The following is a 16,830-nucleotide window of genomic DNA, read 5'->3' on the forward strand; positions in this document are numbered from 1 at the left end:
TAAGAAAGCTAAACGTCGTGGTAAAGCGCCTTGTTCTAACACGATTTATCCTGCGCTATATACATTGTCGTTCTAAAGCCTAGAACTGAATTTCTTGTAAAAGAAAAGAGAAAGCCCCGATACTTAACTGTATCGGGGCTTTTTGTTATTAGTTATCTGGGTTTCTAAGCGATTGATAGCAGAATTGGTGGGAATTAATTTATCAAGTGCGCATAGAATTATAAATAAGACCTGACAATCTTATTTATATAAAGTGACCTTATTACTTAGCAAACATGGATGTACAACCCCATGCCGGGCTCAATATTCCTCTCAATACGCAGTCCAAAAGAATCATAAATGCTAATGATTGCATTTTTTGCGAGGCCGAAATCATCAAAGTCATCGAGTCCACTGAGGTCAAATTTTACCTTTATGGAGGTAAACGCTTCACCTAAATTTGAAAGTTGTTCCGCTAGTTTTGATGAAGATAGTAACTTTAGAAGAGTAGGGAAATGACTATCCATATCAATATCTAGAGTGTGAATATAACCTTGAGCGTAACCATACATATTGGCAATAAGCCTGATTCTTTTTGAGACGCTGTTGTACATCGTATCCAAAGGTAAAAGACCAGCTTGGTAGTTATTGATTAAATCTTCAATTTCATTTGGAACATCATTTAATGTCGCTTCTAGGGTATTAAGCACAATGTTAATATTGTCATCTGTAGCGCTCGGCGAAGACATGCAGTTAGCTAAGTATTCAGACCATGCACTTTTGCTTGTAATTAAGAATGCATCGTCAAAATCATCTATTAGTCTTGACTGATCCAGTGAATTTATATTCATCTCATGAACATGAACTAGCTCATGATGTATACGGTGTATAACTGGAGCCACATTATCTAGTGATACAGAACCGTCAGAATTTATAATGTCTGAAAAGAAATTAACACACAAAACCAATGCGTATTCAAGTGGTTGGCTACTACCAGATGATTTAATTAACAACTGTGCTATTGCGGTAGCTTGCTTGCTATTTGTAAATGTTGGTGAAGACTGATGGTTGAATTCACTTGCAATTTTCGCCAGTGCAGCTGGGAAATCACAAGAAATAATCACTTGTCTTAACTTAGTTATGTCTAATGCATATTTATTATCTAATGCTTTTATCACTTCAAGGGTTAGATTGCCTATTTCTTTGGCGACATGTTTACTGTTAAACCCTTGTATTGATATGTTTAAGTCGTTTTCCATATCTGTACCTTAATTATGAAATCAATAGACTTGATGTTAACGGATATCAAGTAACCATACCCTTATAAGGCCAGAATTAACTTTCTACCATCTAAATAATCTGTTTTTCAAACCCACAGTCTACACAATTCAATGTGTAGGTTTCTTTGCGCTTAGTGACTTTGGTATTTTTACTCATGCATTGTGGGCATGGTAATTTCATTGTTGTGTTTTTACTGCATTGGTTGCAGTTGATGTAGTAACCGAACTTGCCATACATGGGTGTGTATTGTGCTGATTCGCCACAATGTTTACAGCTTAGTATGGGGTGTTGCTCATGTGCGAAAAATTTAGTGGGGTCAGGTCAAACTTTCTGCCTCACTATCCAGATATCCCCATTGTAAGGCCGATAGCACAGAAGTGATGTGGGTGAGTAAATACCACATAATTTTGTCATTCGCGATATTTTCGGCATTCATAAATACTTTAAGTAGGTGAATAGATGACATCGTTACTATTGACGTAGCTACTTTGTTTTTAAGCGAACCAGCGTCCATTTTTGACTAGCCAGTTGAGTTTCTCACTGTTTTCCCCTATATCAAGCTGTGAGAAGAAATTTTAATGATCTGAAATATGACTATTATTGTGTCTGATTCGTGAGTCTGGGAAGAAAAATCAGGTCGCTTTGATGTTACCAAGTAAATGACCGAGCAAATTACGTTCTGATTAATCCCTTAAAAAGTCAGCTTGAACTAGGTTTTTTACAATGATGCAGGATTATTCAGAAGTAGAATTAATCAACTTTAAAATCATCACAAATAATTATATTTGATTAAAAATCTATCATTTCTGATGATTTAACTTTTCTAGTATTTCAAGTATATTTTATCTATCAATTTCAGCTTATTTTTTAATTTTTAAATAGTTAAAGGCTTAGTTCTCCTGTCTATTTGACATTAGATATGGCTATTATTGACTACCATAATACAAGACAATCTACTGCATCAATTACCATCTAACTCTTTATCTAACGAAATAATCTGCTGATGTACTTGACCACTTAAGCGCCTTAAAAGTTAGCCTTTAAAAGGCTAATAAAGGAACACCAAATAGTTTTTTGAGTTTGTAGGGCTCGTTTAGATGCACTAATGGATTACACATCTTATGAATCAGTGCTAATTAAAACATTTGACATTTACAAGGAGTAAAAATGGCTAAGTTAATAATCACTCAATCTGTAGGGGTGGGCGGTGTAAATACACCAAATGATGTGAAAGCCGTGCAGGGAGCACTAAATAATTTATTAGGACTTATACCACCCACAAGAAAACTGGTTGAGGACGGTAGATTGGGTTCTCGTCCAGAGCATTCAAAAACAGTCGCAGCGATTAAGATATTTCAAAGTAAATCTGTTGGCATGGTTCGTCCTGACGGAAAAATCGATGCAAACGGTCGCTCCCATCGTAAGTTTAACGAAAAATTAAGTGCACATTTGGCGGCTTCAGTAGTACCTATTTCAGGTTCACTCAAAGTGATTTTGAAGAAAAATCTAGAGAGATATGAGGGGCGTGTACCGCATATGTATTTAGATACTGTCGGTCAAGTCACTGTAGGTATTGGGCATATGATGACCGATGTTCAGGCTGCTCAAAAGGTACCTTTTGTTGTTAGTAGTTCGCGTGTCCCCGCAACCGCTCAGCAGATTGAAGATGAGTTTAACCTTATAAAAGCACAATGGGTTAAAGTTCAGGGCGCACAGAAACTACCTAATGCTGCTTATTACAAAAAATTTACTAAGTTGGAACTTCTTAATACAGATATTGATGTAATTAGGGACTCTCATATTGTAAATTTTGAAAAAGAGTTAAAAGGTCTCTATGGATACTCTACGTTCTCGACTTACCCTGACGATGTTAAGCTAGCATTATTTGATATGATTTTTAATCTTGGATTGACAAGGTTGAGTAATAAATTTGTTAATTTTAATATACATATCAAGGCTAGTGATTTCAAAAAAGCGGCATTGGAATCTAATCGACATCAGCTGAGTACAGATCGTAATTTTTATGTGCGTAATTTATTGAGTAATGCAAAATGATATTAAAAGTAATGTTAGTAGTAGGATCTGTAGCTGTATTTGGGATTGGGTGTGTGAGTGCAACGGGAAATATAACACCATCATTACCATTAAATGCAGGTGAGTTTTTCCTTGAACAAACAAGGGAAACACACAATGCTGATGACTTCAAACTTTTACATAATGACATATGGGGTTATGAAACAGAGCTGAAACATAATCACCATAAGAAGTTAACGGTTAATACCTGCGCAGATTTAGTTACGAGTATAGATTTAGGGTATGAAGCTTCGCAGTCTGCGGATTATGGGGCCGTTATAATAGATTATAAAATATGTAAGTCATGGCAAGAATTATCCCTGTTTAAGCCGTCGCATCAAAGCTACCTTAGTGTTGTTAATTTGGACAAAAACTTTGCCAAACGTGTTCCGCCGCAATTAGCTTTAATTATCTCGAAGGATGATGAGCGTCGTCTGGTTGTAGCCACAAATTGGGATGAAATGAGTCACATTTTGAAGGTTAAAGCCATCGATGAAACTAGCGCAATTTTTGTTGATAATTCTGGAGGATCGCAAAGGCTTAATATAAGAGCTAAAGGTGACTATAATGGTGACGGTATTGAGGATATGCTTTTGAGCACCAGTAATACCGTCGAAGGTGGGAGCTACCATTCAGTAGATTACTTCATTCTTACGCGTCTATCTTCAGAAGCATCTTTTACCTTGTTAAAGCAATGGTAGTAAAACTAGCCCCATTTGATAGGGGCTTATTTTTAATTCTGCTATTATTTGCGCGTAATCTTATCCAAATATCCCATGGTGAAGGCTGATAACACGAAGGTGATGTGGATGAGCAAATACCACATAATTTGTCGTTATCTATATTGATTTCTATCAATCTTAAGGTCAATTTCACAGACTGTATTGATTACATTTAACCGTCAAATTACTAAACAATCATATAGTGTAACAACCTACACTTATAACTCGTTTGGCGACTTAGATAATTAAAAAGTGTACTTAACTACACTTTTGTTGATCTTGACAGGGGAGATCACAATAAAGTGTAGGTTGCTACACTTTACTGTTGAATACTTAACCATTCATAGCTAAAGTGTAGCAAAGTACACTTTGGACTAACGTTATGGCATCTGCACTCAATCAACAATCCTTGGGCTTACTCATTAAAGAAACCAGAAACAATGCGGCACTGACTCAAGATGTGGCGGCGATGCTGTGTGGCGTGACCAAAAAGACCTTAATCCGTGTTGAGAAAGGCGAAGATGTTTATATCTCGACAGTGTTCAAAATTCTTAATGGCTTGGGGATTAGCATTTTGGCGGCGCAGCCCAGTGATGCAGACTCTAATGGCTGGTACTAATGATGAGTACAGCTGAAAAACTGACTTTGGATATGCATCTTGGCGATCAGATAATTGGTGAGCTGTCATTTGACCCCGCGACCGAGACATTCACTGTTCAATACACCCATGATTGGCAACAAAGGGGGTTTCCCATTTCGCCGATGGTCCCCTTAGATGGAACCGCTAACAGCCATCAAATTGCGATGTTTTTAGTAAACCTATTACCCGAAAATAAAGGCTTAGAATACTTAATTGAATCGCTAGGGGTATCTCGTGGTAATACGTTTGCCCTTATTCGTGGTATCGGCCTTGATACCGCGGGTGCCATCGCTTTTTCGCCAAAAGGAACATTGCTACCAGCAACAGCCTTAAGGGAGATAAGTGCTGATGAAGTGATTAAGCGAATTGAAGATCCGCAGCTATGGCCAATGGAAGTGTGGGATGGAAAACCAAGGCTGTCAGTCGCAGGGGTGCAGTCCAAACTAAACCTGTTTTATAACGGCAAAACTTTTGGCTTTGGTGACGGTTCGCTGGCATCCACACATATTTTGAAGTTTGCACAATACCGTCATTTAGTGATTAACGAGTTTCTTACCATGCGCTTGGCTAAGGCTATTGGTAACGATGTTGCTCATGTCGATATTGTTGAGTTTGGTCAACACAAATCCCTTTGTGTCGAACGCTTTGATCGTCGTTATATGCCTGAGCCTCAAAAAGTCTTGAGACGGCACATGATTGATAGCTGCCAAGCGTTGGGTTTCAGTGTTAACAAAAAATATGAACGCAACTTTGGCACAGGTCGTGATGTGAAAGGTATTCGAGAGGGCGTAAGCTTTGCTCGTTTGTTTAGCCTCGCCAGTCAGTGCACTAATCCTGCAGCGGCTAAACAAAATATGCTGCAGTGGGCTTTATTTAATTTACTCAGCGGTAATGCTGATGCCCATGGCAAAAACTACTCATTTTTCATGACTCCCACAGGGATGGTACCGACCCCCTGGTATGACTTAGTCAATGTGGCAATGTATAAGGATTTCGAACAGGAGATAGCAATGGCTATCGATGATGAATTCGACCCTAATAAAATTTATGCTTATCAACTGGCTTCATTCGCCGAAGAACTTAGCTTGCCACGAGCCTTGTTAGTGAGCAATTTAGCCAAAATGGCAACCAGAATAGAGCAAGCCATAGACGACGTGATTGCCATGCTGCCAACGCTGGATAAAGATGAACATGCCTTTGTGGCTGATTATCGCCAGCAAGTCGTGGCAAGGTGCGAACGCTATCTTGATATGGCTAGCGAAGTTAAGGCCGTTGAATTGTAGAATTTGGCACTGCCACGGATTGATAAATCTTTCTGCAAGGCTTATCTGGTGCCAAGATTGTAAAAATCCTTGTTGGTCTAAAACCTAAAACCTAAAACCTAAAACCTATAAGCTTAGATCCAAACTTCTTATAAAAGAGAAAGCCTCGATTCCTAACCGTATTGAGGCTTTTTGTTTTTCGCGGGATGCTTAATATGTAACGGTTTTTTTCGTTAAGTCTGATTAGGATGCGATGTGAACGATATTGGGCTCAAAGCTTTACTTATTTCACCAATAGTTAGTTAAATTCAGCATTATTTGTAAATACTCTAATTGAGTGAAGTTTAACCTGTTGAATTTTAATAGATTATTTTTGGCGCTGTATTTGCATTGTTATTTCATCTTGATCTATATAGGGAAATACAATGTTATTGGATATTCAATCACTTAGTCATCAATACCAAAGTGGGAAAAAGGCTAAGCCTGCAATCAAATCGCTGTCGCTGCAAGTTGAGCCGGGGATTTTGGGGCTGTTAGGTCCTAATGGTGCGGGTAAATCTAGCTTGATGCGTATTCTCGCAACAATAACAAAACCAACCCATGGGAATATCTTCTGGCAAGGGCAAGATATTATTAAGTCACCTCAAGTATTGAGGAAAGAGCTGGGTTATTTGCCACAATCTTTTGGGGTATATGATCAGTTATCCGGCATCGAATTTCTGCACTACATGGCTAGCTTAAAAGGGTTAGATAAATTAACCGCAAATCACACCATCGACGATTTACTTCATAAACTCAACCTAACGCACGCTGCGCATATGCCATTGAAAGGCTATTCTGGCGGCATGAAACAACGAATTGGTATTGCACAGGCTTTACTTAATGATCCCAAATTGCTGATTATTGACGAACCCACCGTTGGCCTTGACCCACAAGAGCGTGCTAATTTTCGCCAGTTATTAACCGAGTTGGCAGGTGAGCGGTGCATTATATTCTCTACGCATATAGTGGCCGATGTTGAATCCATTGCAGACCGTATTGCGATTATGCACTCAGGGAGTTTAATTCAATCAGAATCACCACGTGCACTTCAAGATAAGATCGCTAATAAATGCTGGCAACTCACCGCAAATTTCAGTGAACTAAAGCAAATTCAGCATGAGTTTATTGTTAGCCATAGTGTGCGTAAAGACACCATGGTTGAACTCAACATTATTGCTGACAATTGCCCCGATGAAAGAGCCATTTCAAGAACTCCATCCTTAGAAGATGCTTACCTTTATTTTACCAGTAACCGACAAGCTCAAATTGGCTATGCGAGGGTAAGTTAATGAATCAAGTTTGGCAATGCATTGTCGCTGATTTTAAACAACGAACTCGCCAGCAAAGCTTTGTAGTAACACTTCTGGCGATGTCGGTATTAACATTACTTTTTTTCCCATCCCCTGATGCCCATTATCAAACGCTAGTGATTAATGGTTATCGTGGTATCTACAATAGCGCCTGGCTTGGTATATGCCTCGCGATGTTGAACGTGTTGTTTTTGCCTCTTATCTGTTTCTATCTGGTCAAAAATGCTCTTGAATTAGACCGACAATCAATGACCTGTGAACTCATCGCAGCAACCCCGATTAATAAACTGACTTTTTTATTAGCCAAGTGGTGCACAAGTGTATTTATTCTGGTTTCTATTGTGCTGGTTATGTTGCTGAGTAGTATTGGGATCCAGCTTTATTATGGTGAAAGTTATCAAATCGATCTTTGGGCGTTAGCATGGCCACAATTCGTTTTTGTATTGCCAATGCTATTGGCTATTGCCGCTATCGCGATAATGTTTGAGTCAATTAAGTGGCTTAGAGGCGGGTTAGGCAACGTCGTTTATTTTTTCTTATGGATTGGTTCCATTGTTCAAACCATTGAAAGCGTGTCTGGGATCGGAGCATTAGTCGACCATTTAGATGCAGAAGTCGCAGAGCGCTTTCCGCTACAGCAAGGTAATACTAATATAGGCATAAATATCAGTGATGAAACACGCGAAATAAATACCTTTGTTTGGCAAGGAATAGAGCCGACGATAATGCACCTTTGGGGAGCGCTGCCTTTGCTTCTTATTTGTCTTGGTTGTTTAGTGTTAGCATTTATCTTTTTTGACCGTTTTAGCGCACACTCACTATCTGAAAACAAACCAGATTTATGGATGAATTTCACATTAAAAACCAAAGTGGTTAGCCTACTGGATAGTTTTTTTGTCACGTTAACTCAGCATTTCGCTTTTACTCGTTTATTAAGATTAGAGCTAAAATTAATACTCAAAGGCCATTCGGTATATTGGTTTATCGGTTTGCTGGTGTTGAATGGTATTCAGTTGTTTATCAGCCAGGATTTACTTCTCAGCATTTTTTTACCCATTTCATGGTTGTGGTGCGTGTTAGTGATTTCTCAGTTAGGCCAATTAGAAAAACAATCGAATACGGTAGAGCTGATGACTTACAGCAAACAATCCCCCATATTACAAAGCTTAGCCAGTTATTCAGCGGCATGGATGTTATTAGGCTTAGCAAGTATGGGAAGTGTGCTGCGCTTTACAGGAGGAGCTGAGTGGTTGTTGCTGGTTCAATTGATTATCGCTATTTCATTTACTGTATCTTTGGCCTATTTTTGTGGCACCTTTACAGGAACAAAACGGATGTTTGAAGTGCTTTATCCGGCACTTTGGTACATGGGGCCCATTCAAGCTGCACTATATGTCGATTTTTTTGGTGTGAATAGCCAAGCAAGTTGGCAGGCGGGTGTACCGTATTTATTTTTTGCTACTGCAATCGGTCTGCTGATGTTAACCGTTAGTGCTAAACGCACCCGCTAGCATATCAACATCAGTTTAATAGCCGGATAGTGGCTAGATAAATGATGAAAAAGTAATTAAGTCCATTCGCAGGAATGAGTGTAAACCTCGAATGTAGATTGTGGTTGTGTCGTCTATTTCAAAAAAGTTATTAAAAATAAGTGGGGAAGAGTTAACTTTCCCCAACTATTTATGCCTGCTATTTACATCAAGTGAGCCTGATATTACTTACGGGTAATTTTATCCAGATATCCCATGGCGAAGGCCGATAACACAGATGTGATGTGGATGAGTAAATACTACATAATTTGTCGTTATCTATATTGATTTCTATCAATCTTAGGGTCAATTTCACAGTCTGTAGTGATTACATTTAATCAGCAAATCACTAAATAATCGAATAGTGTAATAACTTATACTTTGGACTAACGTGATGGCATCTGCACTCAATCAACAATCCTTGGGCTTACTCATTAAAGAAACCAGAAACAATGCGGCATTGACTCAAGATGTAGCGGCGATGCTGTGTGGCGTGACCAAAAAGACGTTAATTCGTGTCGAAAAAGGTAATGATGTTTATATCTCGACAGTGTTTAAAATTCTTAATGGTCTGGGGATTAGTATTGATGTCGCGCAGAATCATAACGCTGATCCTAAAGTGTGGTACTAATCGATAGTAAATAAAAAGCCCTGATGCTGTTATGTATCGGGGCTTTTTATTTTGTGATGGATTGTTATTTACGGGTAATTTTATCCAAATATCCAATGACGAAGACCGATAAGACTGATATTTATCTCGTATTCATAAGTCTAGGTCGAATTTATTTTTCTTAAATAAGCGTTCAATTTGTTGTTTGGCGTTTTATTTAAGTTTAGTCAGCCAAGCATTTAAAGGATGTTATGTAAACATGCGATTATTGAGTTATATAATGCTCAATACGTAGTGTTATGGCTCATTGCTGAGTATTATACAACTCAATAATAAACCGGCCCGATAGCTTTTGAGTATTATAAGACGTATTAGCTATCAGCGTAGCAATCTTCTAATTATCCAAATTAACGACAAGAACAAACAACTAAATGAGTCTTATAGTACTCAGTAATTGAAGGTGATAACAATTATTGAGTACTATAAGTTACTTTTATTGAGATTTTACATGTTTTTGAGTACAATAGTGTTCATTAAGTATGAAAAAGAGTATTCAATGGAAGATATTAATCTTGAAAATTTAAATGAACTAACTGTACAAGCTTTCATTGATAACTCATGGAAGGATATTGCGAAGATTACATTCCCGAATAATGCTGATTACACATTTGACGCTACCGAAGTCGATTATGAACTTGACTATATAATTGCTAATCTTTCTGCGGATGATCACCATGCAGTATCTATAAATCACCCTGTTGAATTTTATTTTGATGACAATGGACAACAAGGTTGGTTGAAGTTCATTGACGACATCATCCCTAGTGGCTCAAGCCGAAAGTACTGGCTGACTCAAATAGATACAGATGGGATGTCAGCCAATCAACAAAAGTTCGTGTTGCTAGCATATGGCACTATTTCTCCCATTGGAAATTTGCGTATCAAAGAATCTATAGAAGCAGTTAATAGAGTTCCTAATCAATACTTTGAAGTTTCAGACGTAGCAAGTAGAGGTGCAGACTTTTTGAGTTACGCACAAACTCGGGGGGCCGCTGCTGGTGGAGCTACTGGAGCAGGTGGAGAAGCCCCAAAACTGCTACTAAGACGTAGCAAAAACGATGTCGTGTGGATAGATACCTATCAAGACAATACAAATATTGATGATATGTATTACCTCGTTAAATTCCCAAGAGGGAATAGAAGGGGAGTTAATGATGCGGTATTAGTTGCCGAATACCACTATTATCATGAGTTAACCGCTATGGGTTTTAGTACTATACCTGTAGCAGACATGAAACTAGAAAAAGGTGAAAACTATCATTCACTTTGGTTGCCAAGGTTCGATATAGAGACTCAAGTAGATGGGACTACCAAACGTTATGGTATGGAATCTGTGTACTCAATGTTAAAAAAACCGCCAGCTACTATTCTAGATCATGGTGAGACAATACGTGAGTTGGTTGACCTGATCACTCAGAGTAATACAGTCAAAGAGAAGCACCTGCATTTTGATGTTGAGGCATTTATTATTGAATGGGTTCGCCGTGACTTATTAAATATTGCGTTTGGTAATAGCGATAACCACGGACGAAATACTTCATTCTATAAAGATGACAAGGGTATAAGGTTAACCCCCATTTATGACTTTGCGCCTATGAAAGCTGATCCAGATGGTATACCAAGAACAACGAAATGGGCTGCTCCAGATCTTGAACTTGGTGGTAAATTTAATTTTATTGAGATTGCCTACTCCTTAAGTGATTTAATTGATCCAGAACTATTGATAAATGAACTAAGGACAACAGCACATCAACTAGTCGGTTTAAAGCAAAGGCTAATCGATCGTGGTGTTCCTGATCAAATAGTGAATATGCCAACATTTGGGTTTGATTTTCTAGATGAAAAATTGAAACAATGGGAATTATTATGAAAAAGAAAAATTTAACGAATACAGTTAACTTCTTAAAAAAACATAATTCTGATAGCAATATGAAATTTAACAGCGAGGGGGAACGTATACAGACTAGAAGCGACCAAATTATAACGAATCGAGTTGATAACAGCGTTGTCCATATGAAAGTTGGAGATGCTGGAAAACCCGTTGTTGTTCAGAGAGGCCCGCTCCCTAGATTGGAGGGAGCTCCTAGAGGTAAGTCATTTGCAAGCGATGTAACATCTAGTGATAAAACTCAAACTAGGCAACGTTCGTCTACGAAAACGGCTATTAAGGATGCTAAGTTACGTAGGGCAGTTATTAATAATGTTATAACTAAATTACTATTTTCTAACATTACACAAGGAGATGCCTTAATTCAGTTACGCATACAGGTGCTCGGTTTGAACCAAGAAAAATATGCAAAGTTAGTTAACGTTTCTCGTAAAAAGCTTTCTGATATAGAAAATAATAGAAGCAACCCAAGCGTTGTGGTTTTGAATAAAGTGTTTAAGCCTTTTGGTTTAAACGTAGGTTTGATCCCAATCTCACCCACGGTATTGCAAAATGTTCTAGATGATGGTGACTTTGTTAGGTATTTGCCCGAGTAAGGTAAATGTTTGCTCCTAAAATAGGTTGATGATTTTTATTAAGCTTGTTGGATCTCCCAACTGGCTATTTTATGCACTTCGTTTGGGGTTTCATTCTAAATCAGTGAGGCAGAGTAAGGTTTCTGCCCCACGATGTTGTCTATGCTATTTCTAGGACGTAAATCTGCTATTATTTGCGGGTAATCTTATCCAAATATCCCATGGCGAAGGCCGATAACACGAAGGTAATGTGGATGAGCAAATACCACATGATTTTGTCGTTAGCGATATTTTCGGCATTCATAAATACTTTGAGTAAGTGAATAGACGAAATCGCCACAATAGACGCTGCTACTTTGTTTTTTAGCGAGCCTGCGTCCATCTTGCCAAGCCAGTTGAGTTTTTCACTACCTTCACCCACATCGAGTTGTGAGACGAAGTTTTCGTAACCTGAAAACATCACCATGATGAGTAGACCACCGACTAAAGTGATGTCGATTAACGATAGGGTGATTAGCACCAAATCGACTTCTTTTATCGAGAAAATATTGGGGATAATATGAAAGATCTCTTGAAAGAACTTTATGCCTAAGGCGAATAAGATTAGGCTTAATCCCAAATAAATCGGCGCCATGATCCAGCGTGATGCATACATCAATCTTTCAAACACTTTTTCCATTAAAAATTAATCCTTCAGATAAAATAGGTAAAAATAACTCAAGTCACTCATTCTAAAACAATAACAAAATTAACGTTAACTGCGCCGACATGCACACGTGATGATGTGTTGCCTGTACACTTTGCATAATGCACAGTGTATTGCATTATGTTCTTAGTGGTAGATATTTAGTGAGGGCAGAGTAAACGTTATTGCCGTCTAAATCACCTATTGTCTATTCATCCCAGACGTTTTTAATCTAAGCCTCAGGTTTATTGATTATACTGTTTTGCTTGGGTATGTATTTCAACACTTAAAAGAGAGATCTGTCATTATGGATAAACCTGCCAACGCGCCTCGTAAAATGCCTTGGGTTGCGATAAGTGTCATAGCATCCATAGTATTGCTGTTTGGGCTGTTGTTAATGCTGATGCCCAAGGGGTTTACGTCTAATCTTGAACAAATTGGTACGGGCAAACCTGCGGTAGTATTTGTTTATGATCCTAACCTTGTTTCAAGTATCACCCAAACAGAGCAGATGAATGAAGCTCGGTCTCATCTTGGTGATAACGTGTACTTTCTGCTTGCTAGAACAGCAACGCCTGAGGGCGATGCGTTTATCGCCAAGCATAACGCACGAGTAACTGAACTATTCCTCTTTGACTCAGCAGGAAGCCTAATTAAAAGACAGCGTGCGGTGATAGATGCGAATGAGCTGATGCGGTGGGTACGCTAGTCATTTTAGCGTGATCGCCATCTGTGACTAGCGAGAGATTAAGTGAGGGAGTCAGTGGAGAGAGTCTACTTTTTATCTAGCCTGCATCGGTGATAACTCTATTGCTTTAGCGCTCTTTTTATCAAGCTAAACGTCGTAGAAAATTACCTTGTCCTAACATGATTTATCCTGCGTTATATATATGACTAGCTTGAACGACTAAGCTGATTTAGGATTAATAACCTGAAATTTAAATATGAAAAAGCTTTGATATTTAATGGTATCGAGGCTTTTGGGTATTGGTAGAGTGTACTAAGTTCATCGTATTTATAGTCATTTTTTAAATTTGATTCCGACCTCACTCGTATGTGCACTGGTTATAAGTTGTTGCTTTAGTGAGAGAGAGCTTTCAAAATGTCACTTCGATCTATCGAAGGTTTCTTCGCTTGTAAATGAATAACAAAGTCATATGCATTCATGTCGAACTGGGTATTTTTTTGTTTAGGGTCTGCGCCGCGAAGGATCAAAAAATTGACTAGTTTACTATCATTAAGCAATAACGCTGCATGAAGTGGTGGTAGACGACTAATCGTACTCGGTGCGTTCACCGAAGCCCCATTTTCAATAAAACTGTCTAAGTAGAGGTACTTTTTATCTTCATTCCTAATCCCAAATAGGGTTGCGATGCCTCCTCTCGATTCTAACTCTTTGATGTCAGAATTCATTAGTCTAAAATTCATTAAAAAAGTATGACAAACTGCATGAGGAATATACAGACCATCTTCACCGGCACCGCATAGAATGACATCTTCAATCTTCCTGTTCGATAATGTGTAACTAGCACCAATGGCATAAACTACAGTAAGTGTCACAATACCAATGAATAAAGTTTTAGCCTTCATTTTTAACCCCATACAATCTTATTATTATTACCATGAAGAGCCAGTATTCCAAAGTGGGGAGTATCCGTCTTCGCGACGCCGTTAGCATGCATTTTTAATACGCTTAAAAAACTAATTGATAGCTGATTACGAACTATGTCGTAAATTTGAATACGCATTAAGTCGTTAGTTGATGCATGGCTAAACCAATGTTTGAGTGACTTTCTTCCAAACTTAACAAGCACTTTTTTAACTCCAGCGGTAGGATTCATCAATGACCCAAATAAAGCATCAATAAACCCCATTGCATATGAGGAGTCTACAGCTTCCAGTAACAATCCTTGAGCAAAACCGCGCACAGCATCGGTAATAATCAATTCATCGATCAATTCATGTTGATTCATAAATATAAACTTTAGAATAATGACTGTTTCATTTTCATCAAAAAGAAGCTCGTCATTATCAAACTGTTTAAGGTGTACACTTTTATTCATGATCATCTATCTCCATATAATTCAAAACTTCCGTATAAAATTAAAATTTTAACAACTTAGGTGTTGTTAAACCATTATTACAAAGGATGTATTTAATCCTGTCGAACAAAGTCACTGTGTATAAGCTTGCTTCTAGGTTTAGCGATTCCTTATTTCTCAATCGTGCGATTTGATATATGATGCGCCACCCTAAATTTGCCTATGTCGCCGATCCCTTTATATGTCTACCAATGCCCTTTATACCGATTTGTCCGGTTATTACGATTTAATGTGCTGTGACATTAACTATCAGCAGCAAAGCAATAGCATAGTGCGCTTGCATCATTTTTTAGGTAACAGCGGTAAACAACATTTAGATTTAGCCTGTGGCACTGGGCCGCATGTAAGGCATTTCATCGATTTAGGGTTTCAAAGCAGTGGTCTGGATATCAATCAACCCATGCTCGATATTGCGATGCGTCGTTGTCCTGAAGCGCAGTTTAGTTTGCAAAATATGACTGAGTTTTATGTTGAAGAAAAACTCGATCTTATTACCTGCTTTTTGTACTCCATTCACTATTCTCCAGGTATCGAGGCGCTTAAAGCCTGTATTGCGAGTGTGCATAAAGCATTAAATACCGGTGGCTTGTTTTGTTTTAACAGCGTTGATAAACATAAAATCAATAACAAGGCGTTAGTGAGACACAGTGCCGAATTTGAAGATAGTCAGTTTGTGTTTGAATCTGGTTGGCATTACAGCGGTGAAGGTGAGATGCAATCGCTCAATCTAAGCATTGGCAAAACCCAGTTTGATTCGACGCAGTTATGGCAAGATTCTCATGCGATGGTCGCCACCAGTTTTACTGAACTCGAAGCATTATTAAGTCCGTATTTTGATATTCAAATATTTGAACACGATTACGACAAAATCATCCCTTGGGATTTGGCTTCCGGCAATGCCTTGTTTGTGTGTACGAAACGTGAGATTGATTAGTTAAGGTTTTTAGCTATTATTTTCGGTAATGCTTATAAGCCATATCCAGTTTTGTTAAGCTCTGATATTGCGTTTGATGGGTGAGAACCTTATGGTGTTTCGCCCCGTCATTTTTAGCATAACGTTGTTGTTAAAATGATGTGTTAGTGACAGATATACTGATAAATGTATTTATCATCAACCTGATTTTCGGACACAGAAAAGGCACAATCGCTGTTGGCAAGTGTCCGGATATATGCTTCAAACTTATCTTTTTCACCCATATCAGCAAAATAAAAAACACCTGTCGCAGACTTGATTGTCATGGGTATTGAGTTGTTAAAACCATCTCGTCCACCTTGAATGAAAAACGAACTAGAGACAATATCAAGCGATACATTCAAGAAGCTATTTTGTGGTTGATTAAATTCCTCGGTTGAATTGAAATCAATCGTTAAGAACACACCCAAATCATTCATGCTAGGGATTTTTATTGCCTTTAATGCCATGGGATTTGCCGCTTTTAACGCTGGAATGTGCTCTTTGAAATAAACATCATGCAGATCATTTCGTAAATAGCTTGCTTGTAGGAAGTCATAAATACTGCCATTACCGTCAATATGACCGGCATAAACAAGGTGCTTGTCTGTATAAGCTATAGGCATTTTAGCGATTGATGTAGGCAGAGTCCTAGCCGGTTGTAATTGATTTTTCTGTTCAGCTTTTTTGATGGTACTGACTAATTCATCTGTATATGAATAAAATAAATTCACTTCGCGCTGTTCAATAGTCGACATGTCGATTGGATGCAAAATTGGTTTGGTATGATTATTTTGTTCAACTCGATATTTTTGAGCTACCTTATTTTTAATATCAACCACGATGATGTAAGGCAGCGTAAACTCTACAGCCTCTTTTAGGGCAGTTTGACTCATAGATAATTCTGAACAATCGTTACAAGCCAATGTCTTAACGCTTGCAAAAACATTTGTAGATAATCCACACGCGAGCAGCGCGATACAAAGCTTAAATAACATCCATTTCATCTACAAAATCCTGATTTATCTAAAGTATAACTATAATAAAGCAAACAATGGGAGCTGTCGGTCAGAGTCAGTGGACAGATTAAGCTTTTTAATAATGATTTGGAATGGATAAA

16 protein-coding genes and 2 pseudogenes are annotated in these 16,830 nt (G+C 38.2%); 11 read left to right on the plus strand and 7 right to left on the minus strand.

Annotation, left to right across the window (positions count from 1 at the left end):
* Positions 1–266: 266 nt before the first annotated feature.
* From H5125_RS06415 to H5125_RS06420, 3 genes and pseudogenes are all read right to left on the minus strand, one after another.
* Positions 267–1,238: a hypothetical protein gene (locus tag H5125_RS06415; protein ID WP_123883080.1), complete on the minus strand. Its 972-nt coding sequence runs from the start codon at positions 1,236–1,238 to the stop codon at positions 267–269.
* Positions 1,239–1,329: 91 nt separating this feature from the next.
* Positions 1,330–1,542: pseudogene (locus H5125_RS22155) on the minus strand (nuclease); the annotation flags it as partial.
* Between the two features lie 34 nt (positions 1,543–1,576).
* Positions 1,577–1,835: pseudogene (locus H5125_RS06420) on the minus strand (YqhA family protein); the annotation flags it as partial.
* 592 nt (positions 1,836–2,427) lie between these two features.
* Between H5125_RS06420 and H5125_RS06425 the strand changes: the two are divergent.
* The 9 genes from H5125_RS06425 to H5125_RS06465 all read left to right on the plus strand — a co-directional run bounded on the left by H5125_RS06425 (position 2,428) and on the right by H5125_RS06465 (position 11,992).
* Positions 2,428–3,315 (plus strand): hypothetical protein, encoded by an 888-nt coding sequence (locus H5125_RS06425; RefSeq protein ID WP_182743805.1) that lies wholly within the window; start codon positions 2,428–2,430, stop codon positions 3,313–3,315.
* The gene (locus H5125_RS06430) at positions 3,312–4,034 is read left to right on the plus strand and encodes a hypothetical protein (protein ID WP_182743806.1); all 723 of its coding nucleotides are present in this window, start codon (positions 3,312–3,314) and stop codon (positions 4,032–4,034) included. Before H5125_RS06425 ends, H5125_RS06430 begins: the two co-directional genes overlap by 4 nt.
* Before the next feature lie 403 nt (positions 4,035–4,437).
* The gene (locus H5125_RS06435; RefSeq protein WP_182743807.1) at positions 4,438–4,674 is read left to right on the plus strand and encodes a helix-turn-helix transcriptional regulator; all 237 of its coding nucleotides are present in this window, start codon (positions 4,438–4,440) and stop codon (positions 4,672–4,674) included.
* Positions 4,675–4,676: 2 nt separating this feature from the next.
* Positions 4,677–5,978, plus strand: coding sequence for a HipA domain-containing protein (locus H5125_RS06440; protein WP_182743839.1), 1,302 nt, complete (start codon positions 4,677–4,679; stop codon positions 5,976–5,978).
* A gap of 404 nt (positions 5,979–6,382) precedes the next feature.
* Positions 6,383–7,288: an ABC transporter ATP-binding protein gene (locus H5125_RS06445; protein WP_182743808.1), complete on the plus strand. Its 906-nt coding sequence runs from the start codon at positions 6,383–6,385 to the stop codon at positions 7,286–7,288.
* Complete coding sequence (locus tag H5125_RS06450) at positions 7,288–8,820, plus strand: hypothetical protein (protein ID WP_182743809.1); 1,533 nt, start codon at positions 7,288–7,290, stop codon at positions 8,818–8,820. The genes H5125_RS06445 and H5125_RS06450 overlap by 1 nt, the downstream gene beginning before the upstream one ends.
* Before the next feature lie 412 nt (positions 8,821–9,232).
* Positions 9,233–9,469 carry a helix-turn-helix domain-containing protein gene (locus H5125_RS06455; protein ID WP_162024003.1) on the plus strand — a complete coding sequence of 79 codons (237 nt, stop codon included), beginning with the start codon at positions 9,233–9,235 and terminating at the stop codon, positions 9,467–9,469.
* A gap of 535 nt (positions 9,470–10,004) precedes the next feature.
* Positions 10,005–11,378, plus strand: a complete 1,374-nt coding sequence (locus H5125_RS06460; protein WP_182743810.1) for a type II toxin-antitoxin system HipA family toxin — start codon at positions 10,005–10,007, stop codon at positions 11,376–11,378.
* Positions 11,375–11,992: a helix-turn-helix transcriptional regulator gene (locus tag H5125_RS06465; RefSeq protein ID WP_182743811.1), complete on the plus strand. Its 618-nt coding sequence runs from the start codon at positions 11,375–11,377 to the stop codon at positions 11,990–11,992. Before H5125_RS06460 ends, H5125_RS06465 begins: the two co-directional genes overlap by 4 nt.
* Positions 11,993–12,161: 169 nt before the next feature.
* Here H5125_RS06465 and H5125_RS06470 read toward each other — a convergent pair whose 3' ends face one another.
* Positions 12,162–12,650 carry a TIGR00645 family protein gene (locus tag H5125_RS06470; protein WP_162024000.1) on the minus strand — a complete coding sequence of 163 codons (489 nt, stop codon included), beginning with the start codon at positions 12,648–12,650 and terminating at the stop codon, positions 12,162–12,164.
* Between the two features lie 313 nt (positions 12,651–12,963).
* On the opposite strand from H5125_RS06470, the gene H5125_RS06475 reads away from it, so the two are divergent.
* Positions 12,964–13,365, plus strand: a complete 402-nt coding sequence (locus tag H5125_RS06475) for a hypothetical protein (protein WP_182743812.1) — start codon at positions 12,964–12,966, stop codon at positions 13,363–13,365.
* 371 nt (positions 13,366–13,736) lie between these two features.
* Here H5125_RS06475 and H5125_RS06480 read toward each other — a convergent pair whose 3' ends face one another.
* Both H5125_RS06480 and H5125_RS06485 read right to left on the minus strand, forming a co-directional pair.
* Positions 13,737–14,246 carry a hypothetical protein gene (locus H5125_RS06480; protein WP_102037642.1) on the minus strand — a complete coding sequence of 170 codons (510 nt, stop codon included), beginning with the start codon at positions 14,244–14,246 and terminating at the stop codon, positions 13,737–13,739.
* Positions 14,247–14,248: 2 nt separating this feature from the next.
* The gene (locus H5125_RS06485; RefSeq protein WP_259395401.1) at positions 14,249–14,719 is read right to left on the minus strand and encodes a hypothetical protein; all 471 of its coding nucleotides are present in this window, start codon (positions 14,717–14,719) and stop codon (positions 14,249–14,251) included.
* A 220-nt stretch (positions 14,720–14,939) separates the two neighbouring features.
* On the opposite strand from H5125_RS06485, the gene H5125_RS06490 reads away from it, so the two are divergent.
* Entirely contained in the window at positions 14,940–15,692 is a 753-nt protein-coding gene (locus H5125_RS06490) for a class I SAM-dependent methyltransferase (protein ID WP_182743814.1), read from the plus strand.
* A gap of 143 nt (positions 15,693–15,835) precedes the next feature.
* Here the strand turns inward: H5125_RS06490 and H5125_RS06495 are convergent, their stop codons facing one another.
* Positions 15,836–16,717, minus strand: coding sequence for a hypothetical protein (locus H5125_RS06495; protein ID WP_182743815.1), 882 nt, complete (start codon positions 16,715–16,717; stop codon positions 15,836–15,838).
* Positions 16,718–16,830: the final 113 nt, after the last annotated feature.

The sequence above is a fragment of the Shewanella sp. SR44-4 genome (assembly GCF_014163715.1).
Lineage (GTDB): Bacteria > Pseudomonadota > Gammaproteobacteria > Enterobacterales > Shewanellaceae > Shewanella.